The organism is Specibacter sp. AOP5-B1-6, assembly GCF_052376555.1.
Lineage (GTDB): Bacteria > Actinomycetota > Actinomycetes > Actinomycetales > Micrococcaceae > Specibacter.
This window is the reverse complement of the sequence record NZ_JBQSVT010000037.1, coordinates 1-24,083: the sequence shown is the minus strand read 5'-3', so window position 1 is coordinate 24,083 and position 24,083 is coordinate 1. Positions and strand designations below refer to the sequence as shown.

Here is a 24,083-nt window from a genome sequence, read left to right as displayed (position 1 = left end):
GGCGGTCAGGCGGCGTTCAGCCTGCGGTTTCGCCCTCGACCCGGCCGGCCAGGGTCGAACCAATGACTTCGGGGGAGACCTTCAACCCGTACAGCACGTCCAGGGCGGCCAGATAGCTGTCGGCGTCGCCGGTCGCTGCGATCTCCTTGGCGCGGACGGTTGGCACATGCAGGAGCTGCTTGACCATGCGGCGCATGGCAAATTCAACCTCCGCCGTGGCAGCGGAGCAGCCGTGCTGCTTGCGGACCTTGGCGAGCTCGTCGTCAAGGACGCCCATGGTGTGCCGGCGCAGTGCAACGATGGCGTGGTCCAGCGAGCGGGAGTTTTGGTGCTGCTCAAAGGTGCGGGTCGCGTCGGCAACCATGGCCGAGGCATCCGCAAGTGTTGTTGCCTGCTCGGCGGGGGCCGCCTGGCGCACCGTTTCCAGTGTCAGCAGGTCCACACCCGGAAGCTCCGCAATGTCGGGGGCGAAGTCATGGGTCAGGGCCAGGTCGATGGCCGTGAGCTGCCGCAGACTTTGGTGGCGCATCTGTGCCAAATCGTCCCGGGACAGCTGGTGGTCCGAGCCGCTGCAGCCCACAAGCAGTGACGCCCGGGCCACGGCAAGGGGCAGGGAGTTGTCGGTGAGTGCCGTGCCGCCGCGGGAGGCGACAAATGTTTCAGCCCGGCCGGAGGCGGAATAAACCGAAATGTCCGTGCAGCCGCGCTGGCGCAACTGGGCCATCGCGGCACCGGCATAGGCGCCGGTGCCAAACAACACCGCCGACGTCCCGGCCAGTGGCCCGGCTGTGGAAGAGCCGCCGGAAAAAATGCCCTCGGCGCCTGATTCTGCCGCTGCTGCAGCCAGAACCGGAGCTGCCGACAGGTCCTGCAGTTCGGCTGCCAGATCCAGTGCCACGGAGACAATCGACATGCCCCTGCGTCCAAGCGCGGTTTGGGCGCCCACGTCCTTGGCGGTCTTGGCGGCGGCCTGAAAAAGCCGGACCAGCGGTGCTGTCGTGACGCCCTGGTCCTGGGCGGTGCTCAAGGCACGACGCACCTGGCCGGCTATTTCGCGTTCGCCCACAACGGCTGATTCCAGGCCCGTGCTGACAGCGAAAAGATGCCGGGGAACGGCGTCGGACTGCAGGGTGGACAGCGCCTGCGACACTTGCGCTTCAGCCAGGCCGGAGTGCCTGCTGACGGATTCAATGACCGAACTGCGCGCAGACTCAACCTCGTCGGCGCTGCGCGCATGGACATACAGCTCATAGCGGTTGCAGGTTGCCAGGGTCACCAGCCCGGCGACAGGGTTGTCCTCTTGCACCACCTCAGCACTAACGGCCGCGGCCCCGGCGCTAAGGCGGGCAACGGTTTCCAGGTCAATGGCGGTGTGCGAGGCAACGAGAGAAAAGAGAACCACAATTTCAACATGGTAGACCCCCAAGCTGGTGGTTTGCGGACAGGCAACCCTAATCCGTCACCAAGAAACTGTGATCCTGCTTACCATGACGGCAAGGCGGTGCCCCACTACGGTGACAGTTTGTGCACAAGTTGGCCCCAGATTCGCTCTGTAGGGTGGTGCCATGACACTGAGCCCCAGCCACCCCCTGATGGATGGCCGCACCGCCAATTCCCCCCTGATCACGGCTTACCGGGGCGGCACACCCAGCCGCCGCCCCATCTGGTTCATGCGCCAGGCCGGCCGTTCACTGCCTGAATACCGTGAACTGCGGGTGGGCACCACCATGTTGGAGTCCTGCCTGAAGCCGGCCATGGCCGCTGAAATCACGCTCCAGCCGGTCCGCCGCCACGGCGTGGACGCCGCCATTTTCTTTTCCGACATTGTGATTCCGCTCAAGCTTGCCGGCGTGGGCGTGGACATTGTTCCCGGAGTGGGCCCCGTCCTGGACAAGCCCATCCGCACGGCCGCCGACATCGCCGCCCTGCCCGAACTGACGGACGAATCCCTGGACCCGATCCGCGAGGCAGTGGCCCTGACCGTTGCCGAACTGGGCAGCACCCCGCTCATCGGCTTCGCCGGCGCGCCCTTCACGGTGGCCGCCTACATGGTGGAAGGCAAGCCCTCCCGCGACCACCTCGGCCCGCGCACCATGATGCACGCCCGGCCCGAACTCTGGGCGGAATTGATGAACTGGGCCGCCGATGCCTCCGGGAAATTCCTGCGCGCCCAGATTGAAGCCGGCGCCAGTGCCGGCCAGCTTTTCGACTCCTGGGCCGGGTCGCTGGGACTTGCCGACTACACCCGGCACGTGGCCCCGGCGTCGTCCCGGGCCCTGGACCATGTCCGCGGCCTCGGTGTTCCCCTGGTCCACTTCGGCACCGGTACCGGTGAACTTCTGGGTGCCATGCACGACGTCGGCGTGGATGTCATGGGCGTCGACTACCGCCTGCCGCTGGACGAGGCCAACCGCCGGCTGGGCGGCAAGGTGCCGTTGCAGGGCAACATTGACCCGGCCCTGCTCAGCGCACCGTGGGAGGTGCTTGAGGCGCATGTCCGCGAGGTCGTGGCGTCCGGCTCCACAGCGCCGGCACATGTGGTGAACTTGGGCCATGGCGTGCCGCCCGACACCGACCCGGCCGTCCTGACCCGCCTGGTGGAGCTCGTTCACTCCATCTAGCGCCAACCCGCACCACCCGCACCAGCCGTAAGGGGAGACCATGGAAAACCGCAAACTTGCCGCCAAGGCCCACAAGCCGCAGAGCCACCCTTCGCCCCGCCAGGCCATCGTGGTTGGCGGCGGCATCTCCGGGCTGCTGGCCGCCCGGGACCTGCAGGCGGACGGCTTCCAGGTGAGCATTTACGACGCCGCAGCCTCCTGGGGCGGGTGCGTGGCCCACCACGAGGTGGCCGGCGTCGTGCTGGATGCGGGGGCGGAATCGTTCGCGACCCGCAACACGGCCGTGGCCGACCTTGCCGCCGAACTCGGGCTCGCGGACAAGATCACCACGCCCAATCCGGCCGGTGCGTGGGTGTGGCTGCCGGACGGCCCCGTGCCCCTGCCGCGCACGGGCGTTTTGGGCATCCCCTCGGACCTCACGGCCCCCGAAGTCCGTGCAGCCCTGGGCGCCTCGGGCGTGCTCCGGGCCGCCCTGGACGCCAAAATGCCGGCGACCATTGGCACCACCGAGGCCGTCTCCAGCGTCGCCGAGCTGGTCCGGGCCCGCATGGGCAAGCGCGTGCTTGAACGCCTCGTCGCCCCCGTTGTGGCCGGCGTGCATTCGGCCGATCCCGAGCTGCTCGACGTCGACATGGTGGCACCGGGGCTGCGCGCGGGCATCCGCGAGCACGGTTCCCTGGCGGCTGCCGTGGCGTCGCAGCGGGCCGGCGGCAGCAAGCCCGGGTCCGCTGTTGGCGGGCTGGCCGGCGGCATGCACATGCTCGTGACGGCGCTGGTGGAGCAGCTCCGCGGAAACGGCGCAGCCCTGCATGCCGGGCACCGGATCAAGGCCGTCTACCGCGGCGACACCCCGGAGGCCGGGGCGGGGACGGAGACGGAGGGTGCTGCACCCGCCCAAGCCGCACCGGCCCAGACGTACGACGGCGGAGCCCCCTCGCGCTGGATTGTTGACTGGGAGCGTGGCACCGAACGAGGTTTTGAGGCTGCGGACCTGCTGGTGGTTGCCACTGACGGCCCCACCGCCGTGAAACTTCTCGGCGTAGAACTGCCGCAATTGCTGCCCTTTGCCCCGGTTCAAGGGCCCGACATCCGCCTTGTCACGCTTGTCGTGGACGTGCCCGAACTTGATTCGATGCCCCGCGGCACGGGTGTGCTCGTGGCCCCCGGCGTGGCCGGGATCAAGGCCAAGGCGCTCACTCATGCGACCGCCAAATGGGGATGGCTGGCCGACTCCACCGGACCGGGCACCCACGTCCTGCGGCTTTCCTACGGCCGGGCCGGGGTCAAGGCGGCTGACGCCGTGCGCCTGACTCCCGGCACCGCCAAGGAAGAAGATTTGATTCCGACGGCGCTGGCTGACGCCTCCACCCTGCTCGGCGTCGGGCTGACGGATTCCGACGTCCTGGGTGCCGACATTGTCCGGTGGAGGGGCGCCCTGCCGTTTGCCGCCGTCGGACATCAGGCGAAGATGGCCCAGGTCCATGCGCTGGCCAATGAAGTGCCCGGCCTGGTGCTGACCGGCGGATGGATGAGCGGCAACGGCCTGGCGGCCGTGGTCAGCGGCACCCGCCGGCAAATCCGTGCCGTCATTGACAGCTCGGGCAGGGTGTAATCTTCCTCACTTTCTACGCAATGTAGAGAACTTGATTTTTGCTTTGACCCCCATTGGGTGCATGCTTGAAACCATGAGCCACACAAATGCACAATCTGTCACTAAAACTCCTGCCGAGACCCCGTTCACACTGTGGACCGTGTTCAAGCGGACCGGATCCTTCGCCGGCGGGGCAGGGGAGGTGGCCGAATTTGAGGCGCTGACCGCGTCCCTGGCGGCAGAGAGCATCACCGTGCGCGGAAGCTACGACGTTTCCGCCATGCGCAACGATGCGGACATCATGGTCTGGCTTGTCGGCGCGGACGCCGAGGGACTGCAGCGGGCCGTCCGCAGCATCCGCCGGCTGGGCTTGTTTGCGGCCACCGAAATTTCCTGGTCCGCCATGGGCGTGCACCGCGAGGCCGAATTCGCCAAGTCCCACGCACCGTCCTACATGGGCCCCAAGTCGCCCAAGGGCTGGGTCTGCGTCTACCCGTTCGTGCGCTCCTACGACTGGTACATCCTGCCCGCCGAGGACCGCGGCCGCATGCTGCGCGACCACGGCATCCTGGGCCGGGAATTCCCCGACGTCCTGGCCAACACCGTCTCGGCCTTTGCGCTGGGCGACTGGGAATGGCTGCTCGGGCTGGAATCCGACGAGCTCACCGACCTTGTGGACATGATGCGCCATCTGCGCGGCACCGACGCCCGCCTGCACGTGCGCGAGGAAATTCCCTTCTACACGGGCCGCCGCATTGACGCCGCCGAGGTCGCCGAGGTCCTGCGATGAGCACCGGGCCCAACACCGCTCTCCTGCAGGCCGCCCCCGCCGACTACGACGCCATCCTGCTGGCCTCCTTTGGCGGCCCCGAAGGCCAGGACGACGTCATTCCCTTCCTGCGCAACGTCACCCGCGGCCGCGGCATCCCCGACGAGCGCCTCGAAGAGGTCAGCCACCACTACCGCGCCAACGGCGGCATCAGCCCCATCAACGCCCAAAACCGTGCGTTGAAGGCGGCCCTGGAGGCCGAACTGGCCAGCCGGAACATCGCCCTGCCCGTGCTCTGGGGCAACCGGAACTGGGACCCGTACATTCCAGAGGTTTTGCAGGAAGCGTACGACGGCGGCCACCGCCGGCTCCTGATGGTCACCACGAGCGCCTACTCCTCATACTCGAGCTGCCGCCAGTACCGTGAGGACATCGGGATCGCCCTCACCGCACTGGAACTTGACGGGAAGCTGGCCGTGGACAAGGTGCGCCAGTACTTTGACCACCCGGGTTTTGTGGAGCCCTTCATTGAAGGGACAGCCGCGTCCCTGGCCAAGGTGCGTGCCCAGCTGGCCGCTGCCGGAACTCCGGCAGCACCCGTCCACGTCATGTTCGCCACCCACTCCATCCCCACCCGGGATGCAGAAGCCTCGGGCAGCTCCGAGCTGGAACTGCGCGAATTTACGGAAAATTCGGCCTACGTGGCGCAGCACCTTGCGGCAGCGGAGGCCATCATGGCCGCCGTCGACCCCGGACAGGAATGGTCGCTGGTGTACCAGTCCCGTTCAGGCGCGCCCCACGTGCCGTGGCTGGAGCCCGACATCAATGACGCACTGGCGGAGCAGGCCGCGGCCGGAACCAAGGGTGTTGTGGTGGTGCCGCTGGGCTTTGTCAGCGACCACATGGAAGTGCGCTGGGACCTTGACACCGAAGCGGCCGAAACGTGCGCCGAACTGGGACTGGCCTTTGACCGTTCGCCCACGCCGGGAACGCACCAAAAGTTTGTCAGCGGACTCGTCGACCTGATCTGTGAACGCACCATCGAGAACCACCTTGAAGAACGCCCGGCCATGACGAAGCTGGGTCCCTGGTTCGATGTTTGCAACCCGGGCTGCTGCGCCAATTTCCGTGGCGAAAAGCCCGTCGTCGCCGAGGTCGGCAGCACCGTCGGGCTCCTGGCTGAACTTGCACAAGGTGGCTCTTAACCTCCATGGCTGAAACAATGGCAAGTGTGAAAATTGGAACCCGCGGAAGCAAACTGGCGCTGAGCCAGACCCAACAAATTACCGACCGGCTGAGCGCCGTCGGCGGCTTTGACAGCGAAATCATCGCCATCAAGACCGACGGCGACATCCTCACCGGGCCGCTGTCGCTAATGGGCGGCACCGGCGTGTTTGCCGCGGAACTGCGCGCCGCCGTCCTGGACGGCCGCGTTGACGTTGCCGTGCACTCGCTCAAGGACCTGCCCACGGCGGCTGTTCCCGGCCTGACGCTTGCGGCGGTGCCGCTGCGGGCCGATTCCCGGGATGCGCTGTGTTCCCGCGACGGCCTGAAACTGGCGGAGCTGCCGCAGGGCGCAACTGTCGGGACCGGCTCGCCGCGCCGGGCCGCCCAGCTTTTGGCTGCCCGCAACGACCTCACCATCGTCGACATCCGCGGCAACGTTGACACCCGGCTGGCACGGGTGCCCGGCCTGCCCGGAAACCCCGACGTCGAAACCGTCCCGGGCAAGGTGGCCGACCTTGACGCCGTCGTCCTTGCCGCTGCCGGCCTTGGCCGGATTGGCCGACTGGACACTGTCACCGAATTCCTCGACACCGATGTGATGCTGCCGGCACCCGGCCAGGGGGCCCTGGCCCTTGAATGCCGTTCGGCCGACACCGGCATGACGGGCGTTTTGGGCCAGTCGCTGGCCGCCGTTGACGACCGTGACACCCGCCTGGCCGTCACGGCCGAGCGTGCCCTGCTGGCGCGCCTGGAAGCCGGCTGCAGCGCACCTGTGGGGGCGCTCGCGCACCGCAAGGGGTCCATGCTGTATCTGGAAACCGTTGTGGTTTCGCTCGACGGGACCCGCTCGCTGCGGCTGAAGAAGGCCACCGACGGGCTCACCTCCGTCGGCGCCACCCTTTTGGGCATCGAACTTGCCGAAGAGCTGCTCGCCGGCGGTGCCGCGGACCTGGCTGACCTGGCCGGCCCCGCGCAGTGACCGAAAGCGATGGGCCGCTTGCCGGGCTGCGCGTTGCCGTTACCCGCAGCGCCGACCGCGCCGGGGCATTGGCTGACGCCTTGGCGGCGGCCGGTGCCGAGCCGGTCCTGGTGCCCGTCATCGACTTCGAGATGACAGACAATGACGCCTTGGGTGCGGCCCTTGGGCGGCTGGCCGCGGGGGAATACCCGTGGCTGGTGATCAGCTCCATTACCACTGTGCGGGCACTGAAACAGTGGTGCGAGGCGGCTGGGAGTTCGCTGGCCGAACTCATTCCTTCCGCAACGTCCGTGGCCACCATTGGGCCCACCTCGGTTGCCGTCCTGGCCGCCGAGGGCATCCACGCGCTCCTGGCCCCGGTTGACCTGCAGTCGGCCGCGGGCCTGATGGAGCTGTGGCCCGTTTTCAATCCGGTCGACGGCGGATCCCCCCGGGTCCTGCTGCCGCAGTCAAACATTGCCGAGCCCACCCTCGCCGAAGGTTTGGCGGCCAAGGGCTGGAACCCGGAAATTGTCACCGCCTACCGGACGGTAGACTACCCGGCCCGTCCGGAGCTCCGCCTAACGGCCAAGCTGGCGTCCCGCTCCCTGGAGCGGGGCACAGCGTTGGGGGTGGGGTCCTCGGAGCGGGGATGGATTTCAAAGGTCGCCCAGCGACCGCCGAAATCTTACTGCCCGCGAGAGGATCCCGCCCCCAACAACCGTCCGGTTATCACCCCGGCCGAAGCGGCAGGCGAGATTCGTGCGGGGGTGATGGGCGCCGTCGTGCTTGCCTCGGGAAGCGCGGCGCGCCGGGTTGCCGCAACCATGGCGCCGCTGCCGGCAAGCTGCCTGGTCGTTGCGATTGGCCAGCCGACACGGGATGAGGCGCAACGGCTGGGAATGCACGTGGCCGCCACGGCCGGGCACCCCACGCCCGAGGGCATCGTGGCCGCCCTGGTCCGCGCCCGCACAAATTTTCACAACCAGTAATTTACGGAGTCCCATGAGTTTTCCCCAGCACCGTCCCCGCCGCCTGCGCTCAACCACGGCCATGCGCCGACTTGTCAGCGAATACTCGGTGGCGCCGTCGGACTTGATTTTGCCGGTGTTCATCCGTGAGGACCTCAGCGAGCCCAAGCCGATCACGTCCATGCCCGGGGTGGTGCAGCACACGACGGCGTCGCTGGTCGCGGCCGCGCGTGAGGCGGTGGCGCTGGGGTTGGGCGGCATCATGCTGTTCGGGATTCCGGCCGTGCGCGACGCGACGGGATCGGCCGGCTTGGATCCCTTTGGGGTGTTGAACAAGGCCATCCGGGATGTACGGGCGGCCGTGGGCGACGAGCTTGTCATCATGAGTGACCTCTGCCTGGACGAGTTCACCGACCACGGCCACTGTGGGGTGCTCGATGCCGCCGGCGGTGTCGACAACGACGCCACCCTGGAAATTTACGCCAAGATGGCCGTTGTGCAGGCTGCCGCGGGAGCGCACGTGGTTGCTCCGTCGGGCATGATGGACGGCCAGGTTGCCGTGATTCGCGAAGCCCTGGACGCCGCCGGATACGAGACCGTGTCCGTGCTGGCCTACGCGGCCAAGTACGCCTCAGCGTTTTATGGCCCGTTCCGCGAGGCGGTGGATTCCCAGCTCGACGGCGACCGCCGCACCTACCAAATGGACCCGGGCAACCGCCGCGAGGCACTCGTCGAGGTGGACCTTGACCTGGCCGAGGGTGCCGACATCATCATGGTCAAGCCCGCCATGAGCTACCTGGACATCCTGGCCGACGTGGCAGCCATGAGCCCCGTCCCCGTTGCCGCCTACCAAATCTCCGGAGAGTACGCCATGATCGAGGCCGCCGCCGCCAACGGCTGGATCTACCGCCGCGGCGCCATCGAGGAGTCGGTGCTGAGCATCAAGCGTGCCGGCGCCAACATGATCTTGACGTACTGGGCGGCTGAGCTGGCCGGCTGGCTCCGCGACAACTGACACCTCTCTTTCAAACCTCAACTTCAGCCTTCACCCAAGGATTCTTCATGACAAGCTCGCAGGAACTTTTTGACCGCGCCAAGACCCTCATGCCCGGCGGGGTGAATTCGCCCGTGCGCGCCTTTGGCTCGGTGGGCGGCACACCGCGCTTCATGGTGAACGCCAAGGGTGCCTACCTGACCGACGCCGACGGCCGCGACTACGTTGACCTCGTCTGCTCCTGGGGCCCGGCACTGCTGGGCCACGCGCATCCCGATGTGCTCGCCGCCGTGCACGCGGCAGTGGACCACGGCCTGAGCTTCGGTGCCTCAACCCCGGCCGAAAGCGAATTGGCCGCTCTCGTGCAGGGGCGCGTGTCCGGCGTCGAACGCCTGCGCATGGTTTCCACCGGCACCGAGGCGACCATGACGGCCGTGCGCCTGGCCCGCGGCTTCACCGGCCGAGACCTGATCATCAAGTTTGCCGGCTGCTACCACGGCCATCTCGATTCCCTGCTGGCCGCGGCCGGCTCCGGTCTGGCCACCCTGGCCCTGCCCGGATCTGCCGGCGTCACGGCGGCGACTGCCGCGGAAACGCTGGTGCTGCCGTACAACGACCTTGCCGCCGTCGAGGCCGCCTTCGCCGCGCACGGGGACCGGATCGCCGCCGTCATCACCGAGGCGGCACCCGCCAACATGGGCGTTGTCACCCCCGGCGAGGGCTTCAACGCGGGGCTCTCCCGCATCACCTCCGCGCACGGCGCACTGCTGATCATGGACGAAGTCCTGACCGGATTCCGGGTTGGGGCGGCCGGCTACTGGGGCCTCACGGGCGGCGCGGCTGTCGGAAAGGAGCGCTGGACACCTGACCTGTTCACCTTCGGCAAGGTCATCGGCGGCGGACTTCCGACGGCGGCACTTGGCGGCCGCGCGGAGGTCATGGACTATTTGGCCCCCCTGGGCCCCGTGTACCAGGCAGGCACGCTGTCGGGGAACCCGGTGGCCATGGCTGCCGGTGTTGCCACGCTGACTGCAGCGACCGCATCCGTGTATGCAACTGTGGACGCCCGGTCGCTGGAGCTGTCCGCTGCACTGTCCTCGGCCCTGTCGGTGGAAGGAGTGGATCACTCCATCCAGCGCGCCGGGAACTTGTTCTCGGTGGCGTTCGGCACCGCGGCTGCCGGCGTGCACAACTACGACGACGCCCAGGCCCAGGAAGTGTTCCGCTACGCCCCGTTCTTCCATTCCATGCTCGATTCCGGGGTGTACCTGCCGCCGAGCGTGTTCGAGGCCTGGTTCCTCTCCGCCGCCCACGACGACGCCGCCATGAACCGCATCTTTGGGGCACTTCCGGCGGCAGCGAAGGCAGCAGCCGCAGCGACCGCCTGAGCCTCCACACAGAACGGGGACGGATGCTGCAAGGAAAAGCATGCGCCAGCAGCGTATGTCTAAACTGGCGGTGTGAACACAAACGCGCAGGTCTCCGCCGTCCACCTCGATGCCGAACACCGTTTCAGCAAGCGCAGCGTCGCCGAAATTGTCCTGTTGGAGGGTCTTGGCGTGGCCGGGGGCGCCCACCTTGGTGTCACCGTTCAGCACCGCTCCCGGGTTCGGGCGGACCCCACCCAGCCCAACCTGCGCCAGGTCCACCTGATGCACCAGGAACTCTTCGATTGGCTTGCAGGACGCGGGTTCACAGTCGCGCCGGGGGACCTGGGCGAGAATGTGACCACTGCCGGTGTGGACCTGTTGGACCTCCCGCTCGGCGCCATGCTGCAGCTTGGCGCCGATGCGGTGGTTGAGGTGACCGGTCTGCGCAACCCCTGCTCCCAGATCGACAACTTGCAGCCCGGACTGCTCAAGGAGCTGGTTGGATACGACGACGGCGGAAAGCTGCTCCGCCGGGCCGGCATCATGGGGGTGGTTCGCCGGGGCGGCGCGGTGAAACCAGGGGAGCGCATCACCGTGGTTTTGCCCGACGAGCCGCGCAAGGCACTGGACCGCGTCTAAGCCCGCGGCAACCATCGCCGTCGCGCCCACCCGCAACACCTCCGCTGTTGCAACACCTCCGCTGCCGCAACACCTCCGCTGCCGCAACACCTCCGGCCGGGGGACGGGCGGTTTTCTATGCCGCCACGGTCACCCTCGATATGAACGATTCCAGGCGCCGGTACACCTCTTGGGATTCGGGGTAGCGGAAGTTCTGCTGCCAGGTGTGTTCGGTGTTGGCGCTGTCCCAGCCAAAGATCAAGGCATCGACGGTGACGCCGTGCTCGCCAAGCAACCTGATGAAGTTCATGTTGGAGTGATAGAAAAAATCCCGTTCGGACGTGCTGACGAAAACCGGCGGGCAGCGGGAATCCAGCCATTCAATCGGCGACATGTAGTGGGCGGCCTCGCGCAGCCTGTGGTGGCGGTCGCGGCCGGCGGCGTGTTTTCCAGGCCGGCTGCCGGCGGCCGCGTCCCCACGAGGGAGCAGCATGCGAACGAAGTTCAGGCTCATGACAAAACCCTTGTCAAAGAACACGGAGAAATCCACAATGCTGCAATGCTGCACCAGCCCGCGCAACTGGGTGTCCGCCAGGGCGGGCTCCAACGAGTAGTGCCGGGCCAGTTCCGGACGAAATGTGGCAGCGGCCATCAGTGCGGAGATCTGTCCGCCGGCGGAATCGCCGCCGAGGACGATGCGCCGGCTGTCACCACTGAATTCACTGATGTGCAGCGCCACCCAGCCCAGCGCCGCGTTTGCATCCTCCAAGACGTGCCCCAGGTGGAAGTGTGGCGCCATGCGGTAATTCACGTTGACCACCACGACGCCGCCGGCCGCCTGCCCGGCACAGTATTTCGTCAAGGAAGCCTTGTCCCCGGACGTCCACCCGCCGCCGTGAAAATACACATACACGGGCAGGGGATTTTGGGCCGCAGCCCCGCCAGTGTCGGCCGGGGCAATGACGTCCAAGGTGTGCGAGCGGATGTGGTCACCCACAAAGTCAATGTCATGCCAGTACCTGACACCAGTGATGGGGTCTTGGTTCAGCGCCCGCAATTCCACCTTGCCCACGCCGTGCATGAACAGCCGCCACACCCACACCGGCACGCGCGTCAACACGTTCCGGGCGCGTCGGCCTGGGACAAAAGCGCCTTGGGCCGGCTGCTGATGGACCATGTTTCCAGCGTACTCCCGGGGCAGCGGAACGATACTGTGAATTATTCACGCCGGGTGCCACTGGGCCCCAGGTTCAGCGTGAACTCTGCGCGGGATTTTCGTTAACCAACGACGGCGGCACCTTTCCTGACGCTTGAGCGTAAGGAAAGGTGCCGCCGTCGTACGTGAACGGGCTGGGCCCGCGCGCCCGGCCCGCGGACCGAAGCCGGGCAGGCCTCGGACAGGCAGGGCCCGGAGATTACAAGACGTCCGAGAGGAAGCCCTTCAACCGGTCAGTTTTCGGTTCGGTGAAGAGCTGGTCCGGTGAACCGGTTTCCACCACCACGCCGCCGTCCATGAAAGTGACGGTGTCGGAGACGTTGCGGGAGAAGCCCATCTCGTGCGTGACAACCACCATGGTCATGCCGCCCTTGGACAGGTCGGTCATGAGTGCCAAAACACCCTTGACCAGCTCCGGATCCAGCGCCGAGGTTGCCTCGTCAAAGAACATGACCTCCGGCTCCATCGCCAGCGCGCGGGCAATGGCCACGCGCTGCTGCTGGCCGCCGGACAAATTGCCGGGGCGTGACTCGGCCTTGTGCTTCAGGCCCACCAGCTCCAGCTGCTCCATGGCGCGGGCGCGGGCCTGGTCCTTGGGCATCTTGCGCAGCTTGACGAGTGCAAGTGAAACGTTTTCCAGCACGGTCTTGTGCGGGAACAAGTTGAACTGCTGGAACACCATGCCAATGCGACGGCGCAGCTCATCCGGGTTGTCCTGCAGAACTGACCTGCCGTCCAGCAGGATGTCGCCCTGGTCCGGCTCAATCAGCCGGTTCATGACGCGCAGCAGCGTTGACTTGCCGGAACCTGAAGGGCCGATCACGGATGCCGTGGTGCCCTCGGGGACATGCAGGTCAATGCCGCGCAGGACCTTGTTGGAGCCAAACGCCAAATGGATGTTTTTTGCGGTCAGGGACCCTGACTTGAATTCACTCATGCGCTAGACGCCCTTTCCAATGACTGCTGCAGCCTCGTCGGGTTCGACCTTTTGGGCCTTGCCCTCACGCATGCGCTTGTCCATGAAGTTCACCAAGTGGGTGAGCGGAACTGTCAGGCACAGGTACAACAGGCCGGCCGCCACCAGCGGGGACAGGTTGCCGGTGTTGGCAGCGGAATCGTTGCCGATGCGGAAGATTTCGCGCTGGCTCGCCAGCAAACCCAGCATGTAGATCAAGGACGAGTCCTTGATCAAGGAGATCAGTTGGTTGACCAATGCGGGCAGGACCCGGCGGATGCCCTGGGGGATGACGATCAGGATCATGGCCGAACCATAGCTGAACCCGAGGGCGCGGGACGCCTCGAGCTGGCCGCTTTCAACGCTTTGAATGCCCGAACGGAAGATTTCACCAATGTAGGCCGCGGCCATGAGCGAAAGTGCCGCAATGCCCAGAGGGAACGGGTTGGTGCTGCCGGTGAGGATACGGATGACCGGGCCAAATCCGAGACCAATCAACAGAATGGTCAAGATAGCGGGCAGTCCGCGGAAAATATCCGTGTAAACACGCGCGATCCAGCGGGGGATCGGGTTTCGTGAAATGCCCATGATTGCCAGAACCATGCCCAGGAAACAACCGATCACGGCCGAGGAGACAGCCAGGATTAGGGTGTTGGGCAAACCGACTGCGAGCATTTCGGGGATGACTTCCCCCATGGCTTCCCAGTCAAGGAACGTTTTTGCGAGCTGCTCGAGAACATCCATATATTAGGCCTTCGGAACCGTTGCGGCCTTGGAGCCCGGCGTCCAGTCTTCAGGCATGGGGCGCTCGGGGTACCACTGCTTGGTCAGCTTGGACCAGGTGCCGTCGGCGATGACCGCGTCGAGGGCCGAGTTCAAGGCGTCCGTCAGGGCCTTGTTTTCGGAGTTCACGGCGTAGGCGGTGAAGTTCTGCGTGTTCACAACTTCTTCGGCGATGACTGTGCCGTCGCCGTCCTTGACCTGGCCCTGGGCCTGCTGGGACGGGGCAACCCAGGCGTCGACCTGGCCGTTCTTCAGGTTGGCATAGGCCGTGTTGTAGTCGGAGAAGCGGACGGGCTCGTACTTGAGCGTGTTGGTGACGTAGTCATCCTGGACGGTGCCGGTGATGACGGCGATGCGGGTCTTGTCCGTCAGGTCGGCAAAGCCCTTGATGTCTGAATCGGTCTTGGCAACCACTGCCATGTAACCAAAGTCGTAGCCGTTGGTGAAGCCGACGTTCTTGCGGCGGGCGTCTGTCGTCGAGATCGAGGAGGATCCGACGTCGAACTGCTTGTTCTCAACCTGGGCCAGCAACGCGGAGAAGTCGGTGGACTTGAATTCAACCTTCAGGCCCAGCTTTTCGCCCATGGCGCGCAGCAGCTCATTGTCGTAGCCGGTGAACTTGCCGTCCTTGAGGAAGATGTTCGGCGGGGCGTCCGAGAGGGTGCCGACGGAGATGGTGCCGGGGGTGACCAGGCCGAGCTCGTCCTTCTTCACGCTGTCCAGCGGTGTGACGTCGTCGGTGGTGTACTTGTCCAGCGACGTCTGGTCGCTGCCGGCCAGGGCATCCGTGGGCCCGGTCGAACCGGTGTCGGTGCCAGCGCCGCCGCAGGCTGCCAAGGTGAAGGCCAAAGCAACAGCAATCGGGGCGGTTGTGAGCCACTTCAGGGCTGATTTCTTCATGAATCATTCACTTTCATTGCAGGTGCCCGTCCCGAAAGGACAGCTCGGGTGGGGAAGTTGACGCGGTGTGGGAGCGGAGAGGGAACTGTCAGCAGTTCCTTAGCAGAGCACAACCAGCAAAACTAAATTATGTCACCCGGGACAAAATTGTGGCGGATATGAACTTATGCGAACCAAACCATGTGATAAGCAAAAGAAAATGCGATCAATGGTGCAATGGAGCCAAGCGCGGCCGTTGAGGTCCACTCAGCCCCGCACGACTGACGTGCACGCCAACCCGCACCGGCGGAGAAATTAACCTGTGATTTAGATCATGTGAAGCCGGGGTGTTTTAGCACAAGCGAAGTCGAATGGTCAGGGCAGGACCGGCCAGTCGCCTTCGATGACGGCGGCAGGGTCCTTCACCCGGCGCAGGTAGCCCTGAAAGTCGGCGGCCTGTTCCCGGGCCCACCCGACCTGGGCCTGGTGCAGTTCCATGACGTCAACACGCAGGGCGCTGTACTTGGCGGCCAGCGCATCCGCCAGCCGCAGCGTGGCTTCCGCGTCCGCGGCCGAGGTGTGGGCGTCGTCGAGCTTAATGCCGTACTCCTCGCACAAGGCCACCAGGGTGCGGCTGCCCTTGCGGAACTTGTCCACGTTCTTGTTGCAGATGAACGGGTCGATGACCGGTGCAGCTGAGATCTGCGGCAGCTCGTGGCGGCGGGCCTCGTTGGCCAGGACGGTGAAGTCGTAGCTGGCGTTGAAGGCAATTACGGGGATGTTGTTGGCAAAGAGGGTGGTCAACACGGCGCCCACTTCCGCCGCCACCACGTCCGACGCGCGTCCGTGCTCCCGGGCGTGCGCGGTGCTGATGCCGTGGATGGCGGCAGCTTCCTCGGGAATTTCCACGCCGGGATCTGCCAGCCACTCGTGTGTGTCCGCCACGGCGCCGGATTCATCAACCACCACAATGGACGCCGTCACGATCCTGGCGGTGCGGGGGTCCTTTCCCGTGGTTTCCAGGTCAAACGCGGCACGGGGGTGCATGCTCCAGCTAGTCATGGCACTTACGCTACCTGCTGGCATGGACATTGACGCATCGGGAGGCCGCGGCGAACTACGCTTGGTGCATGCGTGAGCAGTATGTTGAAGCAGTTTTGGCGGTGGCGGGGCTGATTCCTGCCGCCCGGGTCCTCTCCTATGGAGACATCGCGGCCCTGCTCGAGAGCGGCGGGCCGCGGCAGGTGGGTGCCGTCATGTCCGCCCACGGCAGCGCCGTGCCCTGGTGGCGGGTCATCCGTGCCAACGGCGGGGCGCCTGTGTGCCACGAGGGCCGGGCGTTGTCGCACTACCTCGAGGAGGCGACCGCCTTGCACGGGGACACCGCCGCCGAGGCGCAGGCCTCCACTGCGGCGTCCGCTGCGGCGTCCACCAGGGCCGCCGGGAAGGCGCCGGGGCAGTCCAGCCGGGCGGGCCGGGCGCCGTCGTGGCGCGTTGACATGAAGGCCGCCCGGTGGAATCCGTCGGAGCCGGAATTTGATCTCATCGACGCCATTGCCGCGCGGCTGCAGAACGCGGACGACGGCGGAACATCCGGAAGCGCTGCAGACGGCAGCGCCGTCGGCGGCCGGGCCCCTGACGACGATGCTGCCGCAACAGGAATGTCAGTGCCCCGTGATGGACTGGAGACATGAGCACGCAAGCGCAGCAGACGCAGGACCCACAGCAGGAAAAGCAGGCACGGCAGAGGCAGCCCGGCCAGTTTGAGCTGCCCAAATTGACGCTCGTGGCGCCCGCCGAAAGTGTCAGGACCGCCCCCCGTCCCAGCGCCGACCAGCAGGCCGTCATCGACCTCAGGCCAGGCGCTGGCCCCGTGCTGCTGTGGGGTGCGCCCGGCACCGGCAAGTCCACCGTGCTCATTGAAGCCTCCGTGAAGCGCATCGAGCACGACGGCGTCGACCCGGCAGGTGCGCTGCTGCTGGCCCCGTCCCGGTTGGCTGCCGCCCGGCTGCGCGACGGCTTCAGCGCCCGGCTTACCAGGAGCCTCAGCACATCCCCGGCCAGAACCTGGTCGTCCTACGCCTTTGACCTGCTGCGCCGGGCCAAGGTTGAGGGGCGCATGCCGCACCTCGAGGGCCCCCCGCGGCTCATGAGCGGCCCGGAGCAGGACCTGATCATCCGGGATCTGCTCGCCGGGCACAAACTGGGACTGGGCACGGCTCCGGAGTGGCCTGCGGAGCTTGCCGAAGCCCTGGAAACCCGTGGCTTCCGGCAGGAGATCCGGCAACTTTTCGACAGGGTCATTGAATACGGGCTGGTTCCCGAGGAGCTTGCGGAACTGGGGGCGGCCAACCGTCGCCCGGACTGGGTGGCTGCCTCGGCGTTGTACCGCGAATACCGGGACGTGGTGGATTGGGGTAAGTCGGGGTCCTTTGACCCGGCCGGCATCATCACGGCGGCCACCACGCTTTTGCGGGTCGACCCCGATTTCCTGGCCCAGGAACGCAACCGGCTGGAGCTGATTGTCGTTGACGACATTCAGGAGGCCAACAAGGCCGTGCACGAACTGCTGCACCTGGTGGGCCGTGGCGAGGACGTCCTCGTGGCAGCCTCCCCGGACACGGTGGTGCAGGGATTCCGCGGTGCCCGGCCCGACCTCGTCGCCACCCTGTCCGAGTCACTGTCTACGCAGGCGCATCCGCTGCAGCAATTTGCGCTGTTCACATCGCACCGCATGAGCAGGCCGCTGGCAGCCGCCTGGTCCGGGGTCGCCGACCGCATCTTCCAGATCCGCGGCGGCCACAAGGCCCGCGAACTGGCCTGGCCTGCGCCGTCGCTGGTGCAGCAGCCTGCCGGACCGGCCGCGGTTGCCGGAGCCCCGGCGTCGGACGTCAGTGAAGAATCCTATGTGAGCGCCCATGTTGTCGCCTCCGAGGTGCACGAGCTGCGCCTGGTGGCCGAACGCATCCTGCACCTGCAGCACCTGGGCGGGCACAGCCTGAGCGACATGGCGGTGATTGTGCGGACCGGTTCCGCCCTCGCCGCGCTGCAGCGGTACCTGAGCGCGCAGGGCATTGCCGTGAAGGTGCCCGTGGCCGAAAATCCTGTCCGCGATGAGCCGGCTGTGCGTCCCCTGCTTGAGGCGTTTGGGATGGCGCTGGACCCTGAGACGCTCGACGCCGAAGCCTGCGTTGCGCTGTTGACCTCGCGGTTGGGGCGCTCAACCGCGCTGCACCTGCGTCGGCTGCGGCAGGCGCTGCGGCAGCAGGAACTGCACGACGGCGGCGGCCGGGCCAGCGATGAGCTGCTGGTCGAAGCGTTGCTGAACCCGGAGAAACTGGCCCCGCTGGGCTGGGAGGCTGCCAACGCGCGGCGGATTGCGGCCATGCTCGCAGCAGGACGAGCGGCTGTGGCGGAGCCCGGCGCAAACGCCGAAACGGTGTTGTGGGCGCTGTGGGAGGCCTGCGACAGTTCCGGGACGTGGGAAACGCAGGCGCTGCGCGGCGGACCCACCGGCATCCGCGCCGACAGGGACCTGGACGCCGTCATGGCCTTGTTCCAAACGGCCGAACGCTACGTTGACCAGCTGCCAGGTTCCAGCCCCCAGCAGTTCCTCGATTACCTGATGAGCCAGGAACTGCCCATGGACACTCTCGCGGCGCGTGCCCAGCGCACCGACGCCGTGGAGATCGTGACGCCTGCGAGTGCCGCCGGGCGGGAATGGCCCATTGTCATTGTGGCGGGGCTGCAGGAAGGCGTCTGGCCCAACACCCGTCTGCGCGGCGAGCTGCTGGGCAGCCAACTGCTGGTTGACGTGCTGGAAAACGGTGCCCAGGCGGCACTGCAGATCGAACCCGCGGCCAGGCTGCGAGACATCCGCTACGACGAACTGCGCAGCTTTGCCGCAGCGATTTCACGTGCCGGCCGGATTCTCATCCTGACGGCCGCTGCGGGGCATGACCTGCAGCCGTCCCAGTTCCTGGATCTGGCTGCACCGTACATCCCGGTCACGGATTCCGGCGGCGAATCCCAATACCCGGTGCGGCCCGTCGAGCAGGTGCCGCGGCCCATGACCCTGCGGTCGCTGGTGGCCGAGCTGCGGCAGGAATCGGAGATGCACGCAGATCCGGAAGCCGCCAGGATGCTCGCCGTGCTGGCCGAACAAAACGTTCCTGGCGCTGCACCGGAGCAGTGGTGGGGGCTGCTGCCGCTGAGCGCCGACGCGCCCATTGTGGCGCCGGGGGAGCCCGTCAATGTCTCGCCGTCGAAGGTCGAGGAAGTGCTGAAGTCCCCGCTGAACTGGTTCATCCGGGCCGCCGGTGGCGAAGCCACCACCGATTTTGCGCGCAGTCTTGGCACGCTCATCCACGGCATCGCCCAGGACATCCCAAACGGTGCCGGTCACGAATACCTCGAGGAGCTGGACAAACGCTGGCCCTCCCTGGGATTGCCCGAATCGTGGGAAACGGACACCGACTACAAACGCGCCCAGGAGATGTTGGGCAAACTGGCCCAATATGTCATCGACGCCCGCCAGCAGGGGCGAACGCTCCTGGGCGTGGAGGAAAACTTTACTGTCGAGGTAGGCGAGCTTCCCGGAACCGAACTGGATGACACTGATCTCGCTGGCACCGAACTGGCTGAAGGTGTGCAGACCGGCCGGATGGTGCGCCTGCGCGGCCAGGTCGACAGGCTTGAGGCCGATGCGAACGGCAACCTCATCGTTGTTGACATCAAGACCGGCCGCACGAAGCCCACCAAGGACCAGGTCGCCGAACATCCACAGCTTGGCGCCTACCAGGTGGCGGTGTCGGCAGGTGGTTTCGCCGCGCAGGCCGAAGCCGCCGGGCTGGCCGGGGCCGTCTCGGGTGGTGCCGCGCTGTTGCCACTGGGCGACGGCACCAAGAACGTGAAAACACAGGACCAAGCGGCCATGGTGGCAGGCAGCGAGAACGATCCAACCAGCAAGGTGATGGAGGCGGCCCTTCTTATGGCGCAGGCCGCCTTCCCCGCCCGCCACGGGGCCGACTGGTCTGAACGCAACGGCTGCCCCCTGCCCACCATTTGCCCGCTGTGCCCGGAAGGGAAACAAATCACCGAATGAGCCAGCCAATCAACACCGCGGCAGCCGCGCCGACGCCCGAGCACGCGGAGCCCACCCGTCCCCGGTTGAGCCCCTACGAACTGGCAGAGCTCCTGGAGCAGCGCCCGCCCACGCAGGAGCAGGCCGCCATCATCTCCTCGCCACTTGAACCGTTGCTTGTCATTGCCGGGGCCGGGTCAGGGAAAACCACCACCATGGCCGACCGTGTCGTGTGGCTGGTTGCCAACGGGTTGGTCCTGCCCGAGGAAATCCTCGGCGTCACGTTCACCCGCAAGGCAGCCGGTGAACTGGCGTCGCGCATTCGGGGCCAGCTGGCAAAATTGGGCACCCTGGCCCGCTCCGGTGAGCTGGAACTGGCTCCCGCGGCGGCTGCCAGGGATGCGCTGGAGCCCAAGGTTTCCACTTACCACTCCTACGCCAGCGGCATCGTCACGGACTACGGACTGCGTCTGGGCATTGAGCGTGACGCTGTGGTGTTGGGCGCCGCGGAGGCATGGCAGCTGGCCAGCGAGGTTGTCGAAGCACACGACGGCGCCCACGAACACTTCACGGCCGCCAAGTCCACATTGATCCAGTCGGTCATGGACCTTGCCGGTGAGTGTGCCGAGCACCTGCAGGACCCCGACCGGGTCGTGGCAACCATCGACGCCTACCTGGCCGATTTTGAGGCGCTGCCCTACATCGCGGAGACTGCCAAGCCCCGCACCGCCGCTGTGAACAGGCAGCTCAACGTTCTGCGGACCCGTGCGTCGGTGGCTGCGCTGGTGCAAAAGTATGCCGAGGCAAAGCGCCGCCGCAACGTCCTTGATTACGGCGACCTCGTGGCCCTGGCCGCCCGGATTGCCCACGAGGTTCCGCATGCCGGCGTCATGGAGCGCCAACGCTACAAGGTGGTGCTGCTGGACGAATTCCAGGACACCTCGCACGCCCAGTTGCAGCTCTTCGCCGAGCTCTATGGCGGGGGGCACCCGGTCACGGCCGTCGGCGACCCGCACCAGTCAATCTATGGATTCCGCGGTGCCTCGGCCGGCCAGCTCTTCCGGTTCCCGGAGATTTTCCGCAAGCACGACGGCGGGTACGCACCAACAGCCGAACTCACCATTGCGTGGCGCAACTCCGCCCACATTTTGGCCGCCGCCAATGTGATGTCGGCAGAGCTGACACAGGCGCAATCTCGCAAGGCCAACGCGAGGCTGGCTGCCGGACTGACGGATCAGGAGCGTGCCGCGGCCGGGCCGAGGGTGGTCGTCTCACCGCTGCGGGAAAAGCCGGAAGCGCCCGACGGGGAGGTGCTGTTGGCCCGCTACGACACCGAGCTTGCCGAGGCCGAGGCTGTCGCCGAACAAATTCTGGACCGCAAGGGGGATTTCACCCACCGCGGCGGCGCCCAAGGTGCCATGACAGTGGCGGTGCTGTGCCGCCGTCGTGCGCAATTTTCCCGCTTGCAGTCGGTGTTTGAGGCCCGAGGCATTCCTTACGAAATTGTGGGGTTGAGCGGGTTGCTGGGTACCCCGGAAATTGTGGACCTTGTGGCGACACTGCGGGTCATTGCCGACCCGGGCCGTTCGGATGCGCTCATGCGACTGCTGACGGGGGCTCGGTGGCGGATCGGTCCCGCCGACTTGATGGCCCTTGCCGACTGGGCGCGGTACCTGGCACGGCGCAGGGAATGGGCTGCGAAGCACCGGGTGGATTTTGACGCGGCAGCGCTGCGCGAAGACGGCGGACAAGAAAGTGCTTCGGGGGCGCCGGAACCAGCCGAACCGGCAGTGGTCACCGCCGATCTGGTGGACGGGTCGTCGCTGGTCGAGGCGCTTGATTATTTAAGTCCCGACTTCTGGCCCGAGGCTGCCCGGCCGCTGAGTGAGGTGGCCCGGACCAGGCTGCTGGCATTGCGGGACGAGTTGCGGGTGCTGCGCACCTTTGTGGGCGAAGACCTGGGCAACCTGCTGGGGGTGGTCGAAAAGACGATGCTCCTTGACATTGAGCTGGCCGCCAAGCCCGGCTCCAGCATTCATCATGCCCGCCGTCACCTGGACGCCTTTGCGGACGCGGCGGCGCAGTTCATGCAGGCGGCGCAACGGGTCGACTTGGATGCCTTCCTCGGCTGGTTGGAGACGGCTGAAACCGAGGAGGGCGGGCTGGAAATGACACCGGTGGAGAGCAACCCGGACGCCGTCGCCCTGCTGACGGTGCATGCCTCCAAGGGGCTGGAATGGGATGTTGTGTTTGTGCCGGGCATGAACGCCGGAGCCTTCCCCAGTTCCCGCGCGGACCGCTGGAGCACGGGGGCCAAATCGCTGCCGTGGCCGCTGCGTGGAGACCGGGATGACCTGCCGGAATGGGACACCAACGTGCCGGACCTGAAAATGCTGATGGAGAACGAGAAGCTCTTTGCCGACGACGTCCTGCTTCATGCAGAAGAGGAGGAACGGCGCCTGGCCTACGTGGCGTTCACCCGTGCCCGGGACTTCCTGATGTGTTCAACCACCGTGTGGGGCAGTGGGAAGAAGCCGCTGGCGCCGTCGCCCTTCCTTGCCGAACTGCTGCCGTTGGCCGAAGGCGCCAAACAAAGCGCCGCACTCGGCCAGTGGGCTGAAGACCCTGAGGACGACGCCGTCAACCCGGTCAGTGCCGGCGCCGAAAGCGCCCAATGGCCCTACGATCCGCTCAACGGGCCCGTCATCATGGGCAGGGCAGGGGTGGCTGCACGGGTGGGACGCCGGGACAACGTCGAGCGTTCGGCTGCCGCCGTCGCCACGGCCCTGGTCAATGTCGGCGACAACTATGCCTCCACCGGGCCGGGAACGCAGGAGTTCCTGCTCCGGAATCCCCACTGGGGCAGGGAGGCAAGCGTGCTGCTGGCACAGGAGCAGCTGGAGTCGGACCAGCTGCGGGTGGAACTGCCCCCGCACATTTCCGCCTCGCGGCTCGTGGCACTGGGGGAGGACCCGGAGAAAGTCACCCGCACCATGCGCCGTCCCGTGCCGACCAAACCGGGCATGGCGGCGCGCAAGGGCACAGCCTTTCATACCTGGATTGAGGACTTCTTCGCCACCACCGGACAGCTCGACTTTGACGAGGAGCCGGGCGCTGACGCGTACGTGGATGAGGCCTACGGCCTTGCCGACATGCAGGAGACGTTCAAGAATTCGGAATGGGCCAACAGGATCCCTGCGGACCTTGAGGTGCCCATTGAAACCCGGGTGGCTGACGTGGTTGTGCGTGGCCGCATCGATGCCGTCTTCCGCGACGCCGACGGAGGGTGGGACCTGATCGACTGGAAAACAGGAAAGGTGCCTTCCAAAGCGCAGCTGGCGGTGCGCGGGGTGCAGCTGGCCGTGTACAGGCTGGCCTGGTCACGGCTGAAGGAAGTGCCGCTGGACCAGGTCAGGGCGGCGTTTTACTACGTGGGACAGGACAAGCTCATTCGTCCCGTTGATCTTGCAGGTCAGGTTGAGCTCGAGGGCATCGTCCTCGACGCTTACTCAGCCTGAGCTGAGCTGAGCGACAGGTCCACGGCTGTGCCCGTCGATCCAGTCATGGTCAAGGTCATGGCTGGGTTGATGGAGTGTGCGCCGGAACCGTATTCAAAGCACGACGGCGGGAGGCCGGCCCTTGCTCGCCGCGGACTTCACGCTCGCGTTTGTTGGGAATCGGCTCCCATCTGCTCTCACCAGACCCGTGACAGCGGGTCCGTTAGCGTTCCGCGAGTCAGGCCGGTTGGCCGGGTGTTCGGGCCGGGCGCTTTGGCTGTTGGGTTTCATCAAGTGGAAGTGGGCCGTTTCAGCGCTAAGAATTAGGCCGCCTCGGCTCGTTTTTGGTCCATTCCGGCAGCTGGCCATTCCATGGGGGGAAATTTAGGTTCCCGGGTCGATTTGATGCTGCGGGACAACCTCCGGAACCGCGCACCGCAGGATCCGCCCGCATACGCGGTGCTTGTAGGCCTGAGTCGACGTTCTCTAGTCCGCCTGGAAAAGATTTAGAAGATTCTTTCGGGGATGTATTGCGTGTTGGTAACGTCTGG

The 24,083-nt window shown here is 66.3% G+C and carries 18 protein-coding genes; 12 read left to right on the top strand and 6 right to left on the bottom strand.

Going from position 1 to position 24,083, the window contains the following annotated elements; genetic code table 11:
* Positions 1 to 16: 16 nt before the first annotated feature.
* Entirely contained in the window at positions 17 to 1,402 is a 1,386-nt protein-coding gene (locus ACT3TS_RS15640; protein ID WP_444532444.1) for a glutamyl-tRNA reductase, read from the bottom strand.
* Between the two features lie 163 nt (positions 1,403 to 1,565).
* On the opposite strand from ACT3TS_RS15640, the gene hemE reads away from it, so the two are divergent.
* From hemE to ACT3TS_RS15595, 9 genes are all read left to right on the top strand, one after another.
* The gene (gene hemE, locus ACT3TS_RS15635) at positions 1,566 to 2,621 is read left to right on the top strand and encodes a uroporphyrinogen decarboxylase (RefSeq protein WP_444532443.1); all 1,056 of its coding nucleotides are present in this window, start codon (positions 1,566 to 1,568) and stop codon (positions 2,619 to 2,621) included.
* Positions 2,622 to 2,661: 40 nt separating this feature from the next.
* Complete coding sequence (locus ACT3TS_RS15630) at positions 2,662 to 4,233, top strand: protoporphyrinogen/coproporphyrinogen oxidase (protein WP_444532442.1); 1,572 nt, start codon at positions 2,662 to 2,664, stop codon at positions 4,231 to 4,233.
* Between the two features lie 73 nt (positions 4,234 to 4,306).
* Entirely contained in the window at positions 4,307 to 5,002 is a 696-nt protein-coding gene (hemQ, locus tag ACT3TS_RS15625; protein WP_444532441.1) for a hydrogen peroxide-dependent heme synthase, read from the top strand.
* Positions 4,999 to 6,186 (top strand): ferrochelatase, encoded by a 1,188-nt coding sequence (locus ACT3TS_RS15620; RefSeq protein ID WP_444532440.1) that lies wholly within the window; start codon positions 4,999 to 5,001, stop codon positions 6,184 to 6,186. The genes hemQ and ACT3TS_RS15620 overlap by 4 nt, the downstream gene beginning before the upstream one ends.
* Before the next feature lie 17 nt (positions 6,187 to 6,203).
* Positions 6,204 to 7,187 carry a hydroxymethylbilane synthase gene (hemC, locus tag ACT3TS_RS15615; RefSeq protein WP_444532461.1) on the top strand — a complete coding sequence of 328 codons (984 nt, stop codon included), beginning with the start codon at positions 6,204 to 6,206 and terminating at the stop codon, positions 7,185 to 7,187.
* Positions 7,184 to 8,158: a uroporphyrinogen-III synthase gene (locus ACT3TS_RS15610; RefSeq protein WP_444532439.1), complete on the top strand. Its 975-nt coding sequence runs from the start codon at positions 7,184 to 7,186 to the stop codon at positions 8,156 to 8,158. Before hemC ends, ACT3TS_RS15610 begins: the two co-directional genes overlap by 4 nt.
* A 13-nt stretch (positions 8,159 to 8,171) precedes the next feature.
* Entirely contained in the window at positions 8,172 to 9,152 is a 981-nt protein-coding gene (gene hemB, locus ACT3TS_RS15605) for a porphobilinogen synthase (protein ID WP_444532438.1), read from the top strand.
* Between the two features lie 47 nt (positions 9,153 to 9,199).
* Positions 9,200 to 10,519, top strand: coding sequence for a glutamate-1-semialdehyde 2,1-aminomutase (hemL, locus tag ACT3TS_RS15600; RefSeq protein ID WP_444532437.1), 1,320 nt, complete (start codon positions 9,200 to 9,202; stop codon positions 10,517 to 10,519).
* 72 nt (positions 10,520 to 10,591) lie between these two features.
* Positions 10,592 to 11,140 carry an MOSC domain-containing protein gene (locus ACT3TS_RS15595; protein WP_444532436.1) on the top strand — a complete coding sequence of 183 codons (549 nt, stop codon included), beginning with the start codon at positions 10,592 to 10,594 and terminating at the stop codon, positions 11,138 to 11,140.
* A gap of 115 nt (positions 11,141 to 11,255) precedes the next feature.
* Here the strand turns inward: ACT3TS_RS15595 and ACT3TS_RS15590 are convergent, their stop codons facing one another.
* From ACT3TS_RS15590 to ACT3TS_RS15570, 5 genes are all read right to left on the bottom strand, one after another.
* Positions 11,256 to 12,296 (bottom strand): alpha/beta hydrolase, encoded by a 1,041-nt coding sequence (locus ACT3TS_RS15590; RefSeq protein WP_444532435.1) that lies wholly within the window; start codon positions 12,294 to 12,296, stop codon positions 11,256 to 11,258.
* A 238-nt stretch (positions 12,297 to 12,534) separates the two neighbouring features.
* Positions 12,535 to 13,272, bottom strand: a complete 738-nt coding sequence (locus ACT3TS_RS15585) for an amino acid ABC transporter ATP-binding protein (protein WP_444532434.1) — start codon at positions 13,270 to 13,272, stop codon at positions 12,535 to 12,537.
* Between the two features lie 3 nt (positions 13,273 to 13,275).
* Positions 13,276 to 14,034 carry an amino acid ABC transporter permease gene (locus ACT3TS_RS15580; protein WP_444532433.1) on the bottom strand — a complete coding sequence of 253 codons (759 nt, stop codon included), beginning with the start codon at positions 14,032 to 14,034 and terminating at the stop codon, positions 13,276 to 13,278.
* Positions 14,035 to 14,037: 3 nt separating this feature from the next.
* Positions 14,038 to 14,973, bottom strand: coding sequence for an ABC transporter substrate-binding protein (locus ACT3TS_RS15575; protein ID WP_444532432.1), 936 nt, complete (start codon positions 14,971 to 14,973; stop codon positions 14,038 to 14,040).
* A gap of 354 nt (positions 14,974 to 15,327) precedes the next feature.
* A complete protein-coding gene (locus ACT3TS_RS15570; RefSeq protein ID WP_444532431.1) occupies positions 15,328 to 16,014 on the bottom strand; it encodes a 3'-5' exonuclease in 687 nt (228 codons plus the stop codon).
* Between the two features lie 68 nt (positions 16,015 to 16,082).
* Here ACT3TS_RS15570 and ACT3TS_RS15565 point away from each other — a divergent pair, with 68 nt between their 5' ends.
* From ACT3TS_RS15565 to ACT3TS_RS15555, 3 genes are read left to right on the top strand one after another with little or no spacing between them, the layout of a single operon-like run.
* On the top strand, positions 16,083 to 16,646 hold the full coding sequence (locus ACT3TS_RS15565; protein ID WP_444532430.1) for an MGMT family protein: 564 nt from the start codon (positions 16,083 to 16,085) through the stop codon (positions 16,644 to 16,646).
* A complete protein-coding gene (locus ACT3TS_RS15560; protein ID WP_444532429.1) occupies positions 16,643 to 20,056 on the top strand; it encodes an ATP-dependent helicase in 3,414 nt (1,137 codons plus the stop codon). The genes ACT3TS_RS15565 and ACT3TS_RS15560 overlap by 4 nt, the downstream gene beginning before the upstream one ends.
* Complete coding sequence (locus ACT3TS_RS15555; protein ID WP_444532428.1) at positions 20,053 to 23,553, top strand: ATP-dependent helicase; 3,501 nt, start codon at positions 20,053 to 20,055, stop codon at positions 23,551 to 23,553. Before ACT3TS_RS15560 ends, ACT3TS_RS15555 begins: the two co-directional genes overlap by 4 nt.
* Positions 23,554 to 24,083: the final 530 nt, after the last annotated feature.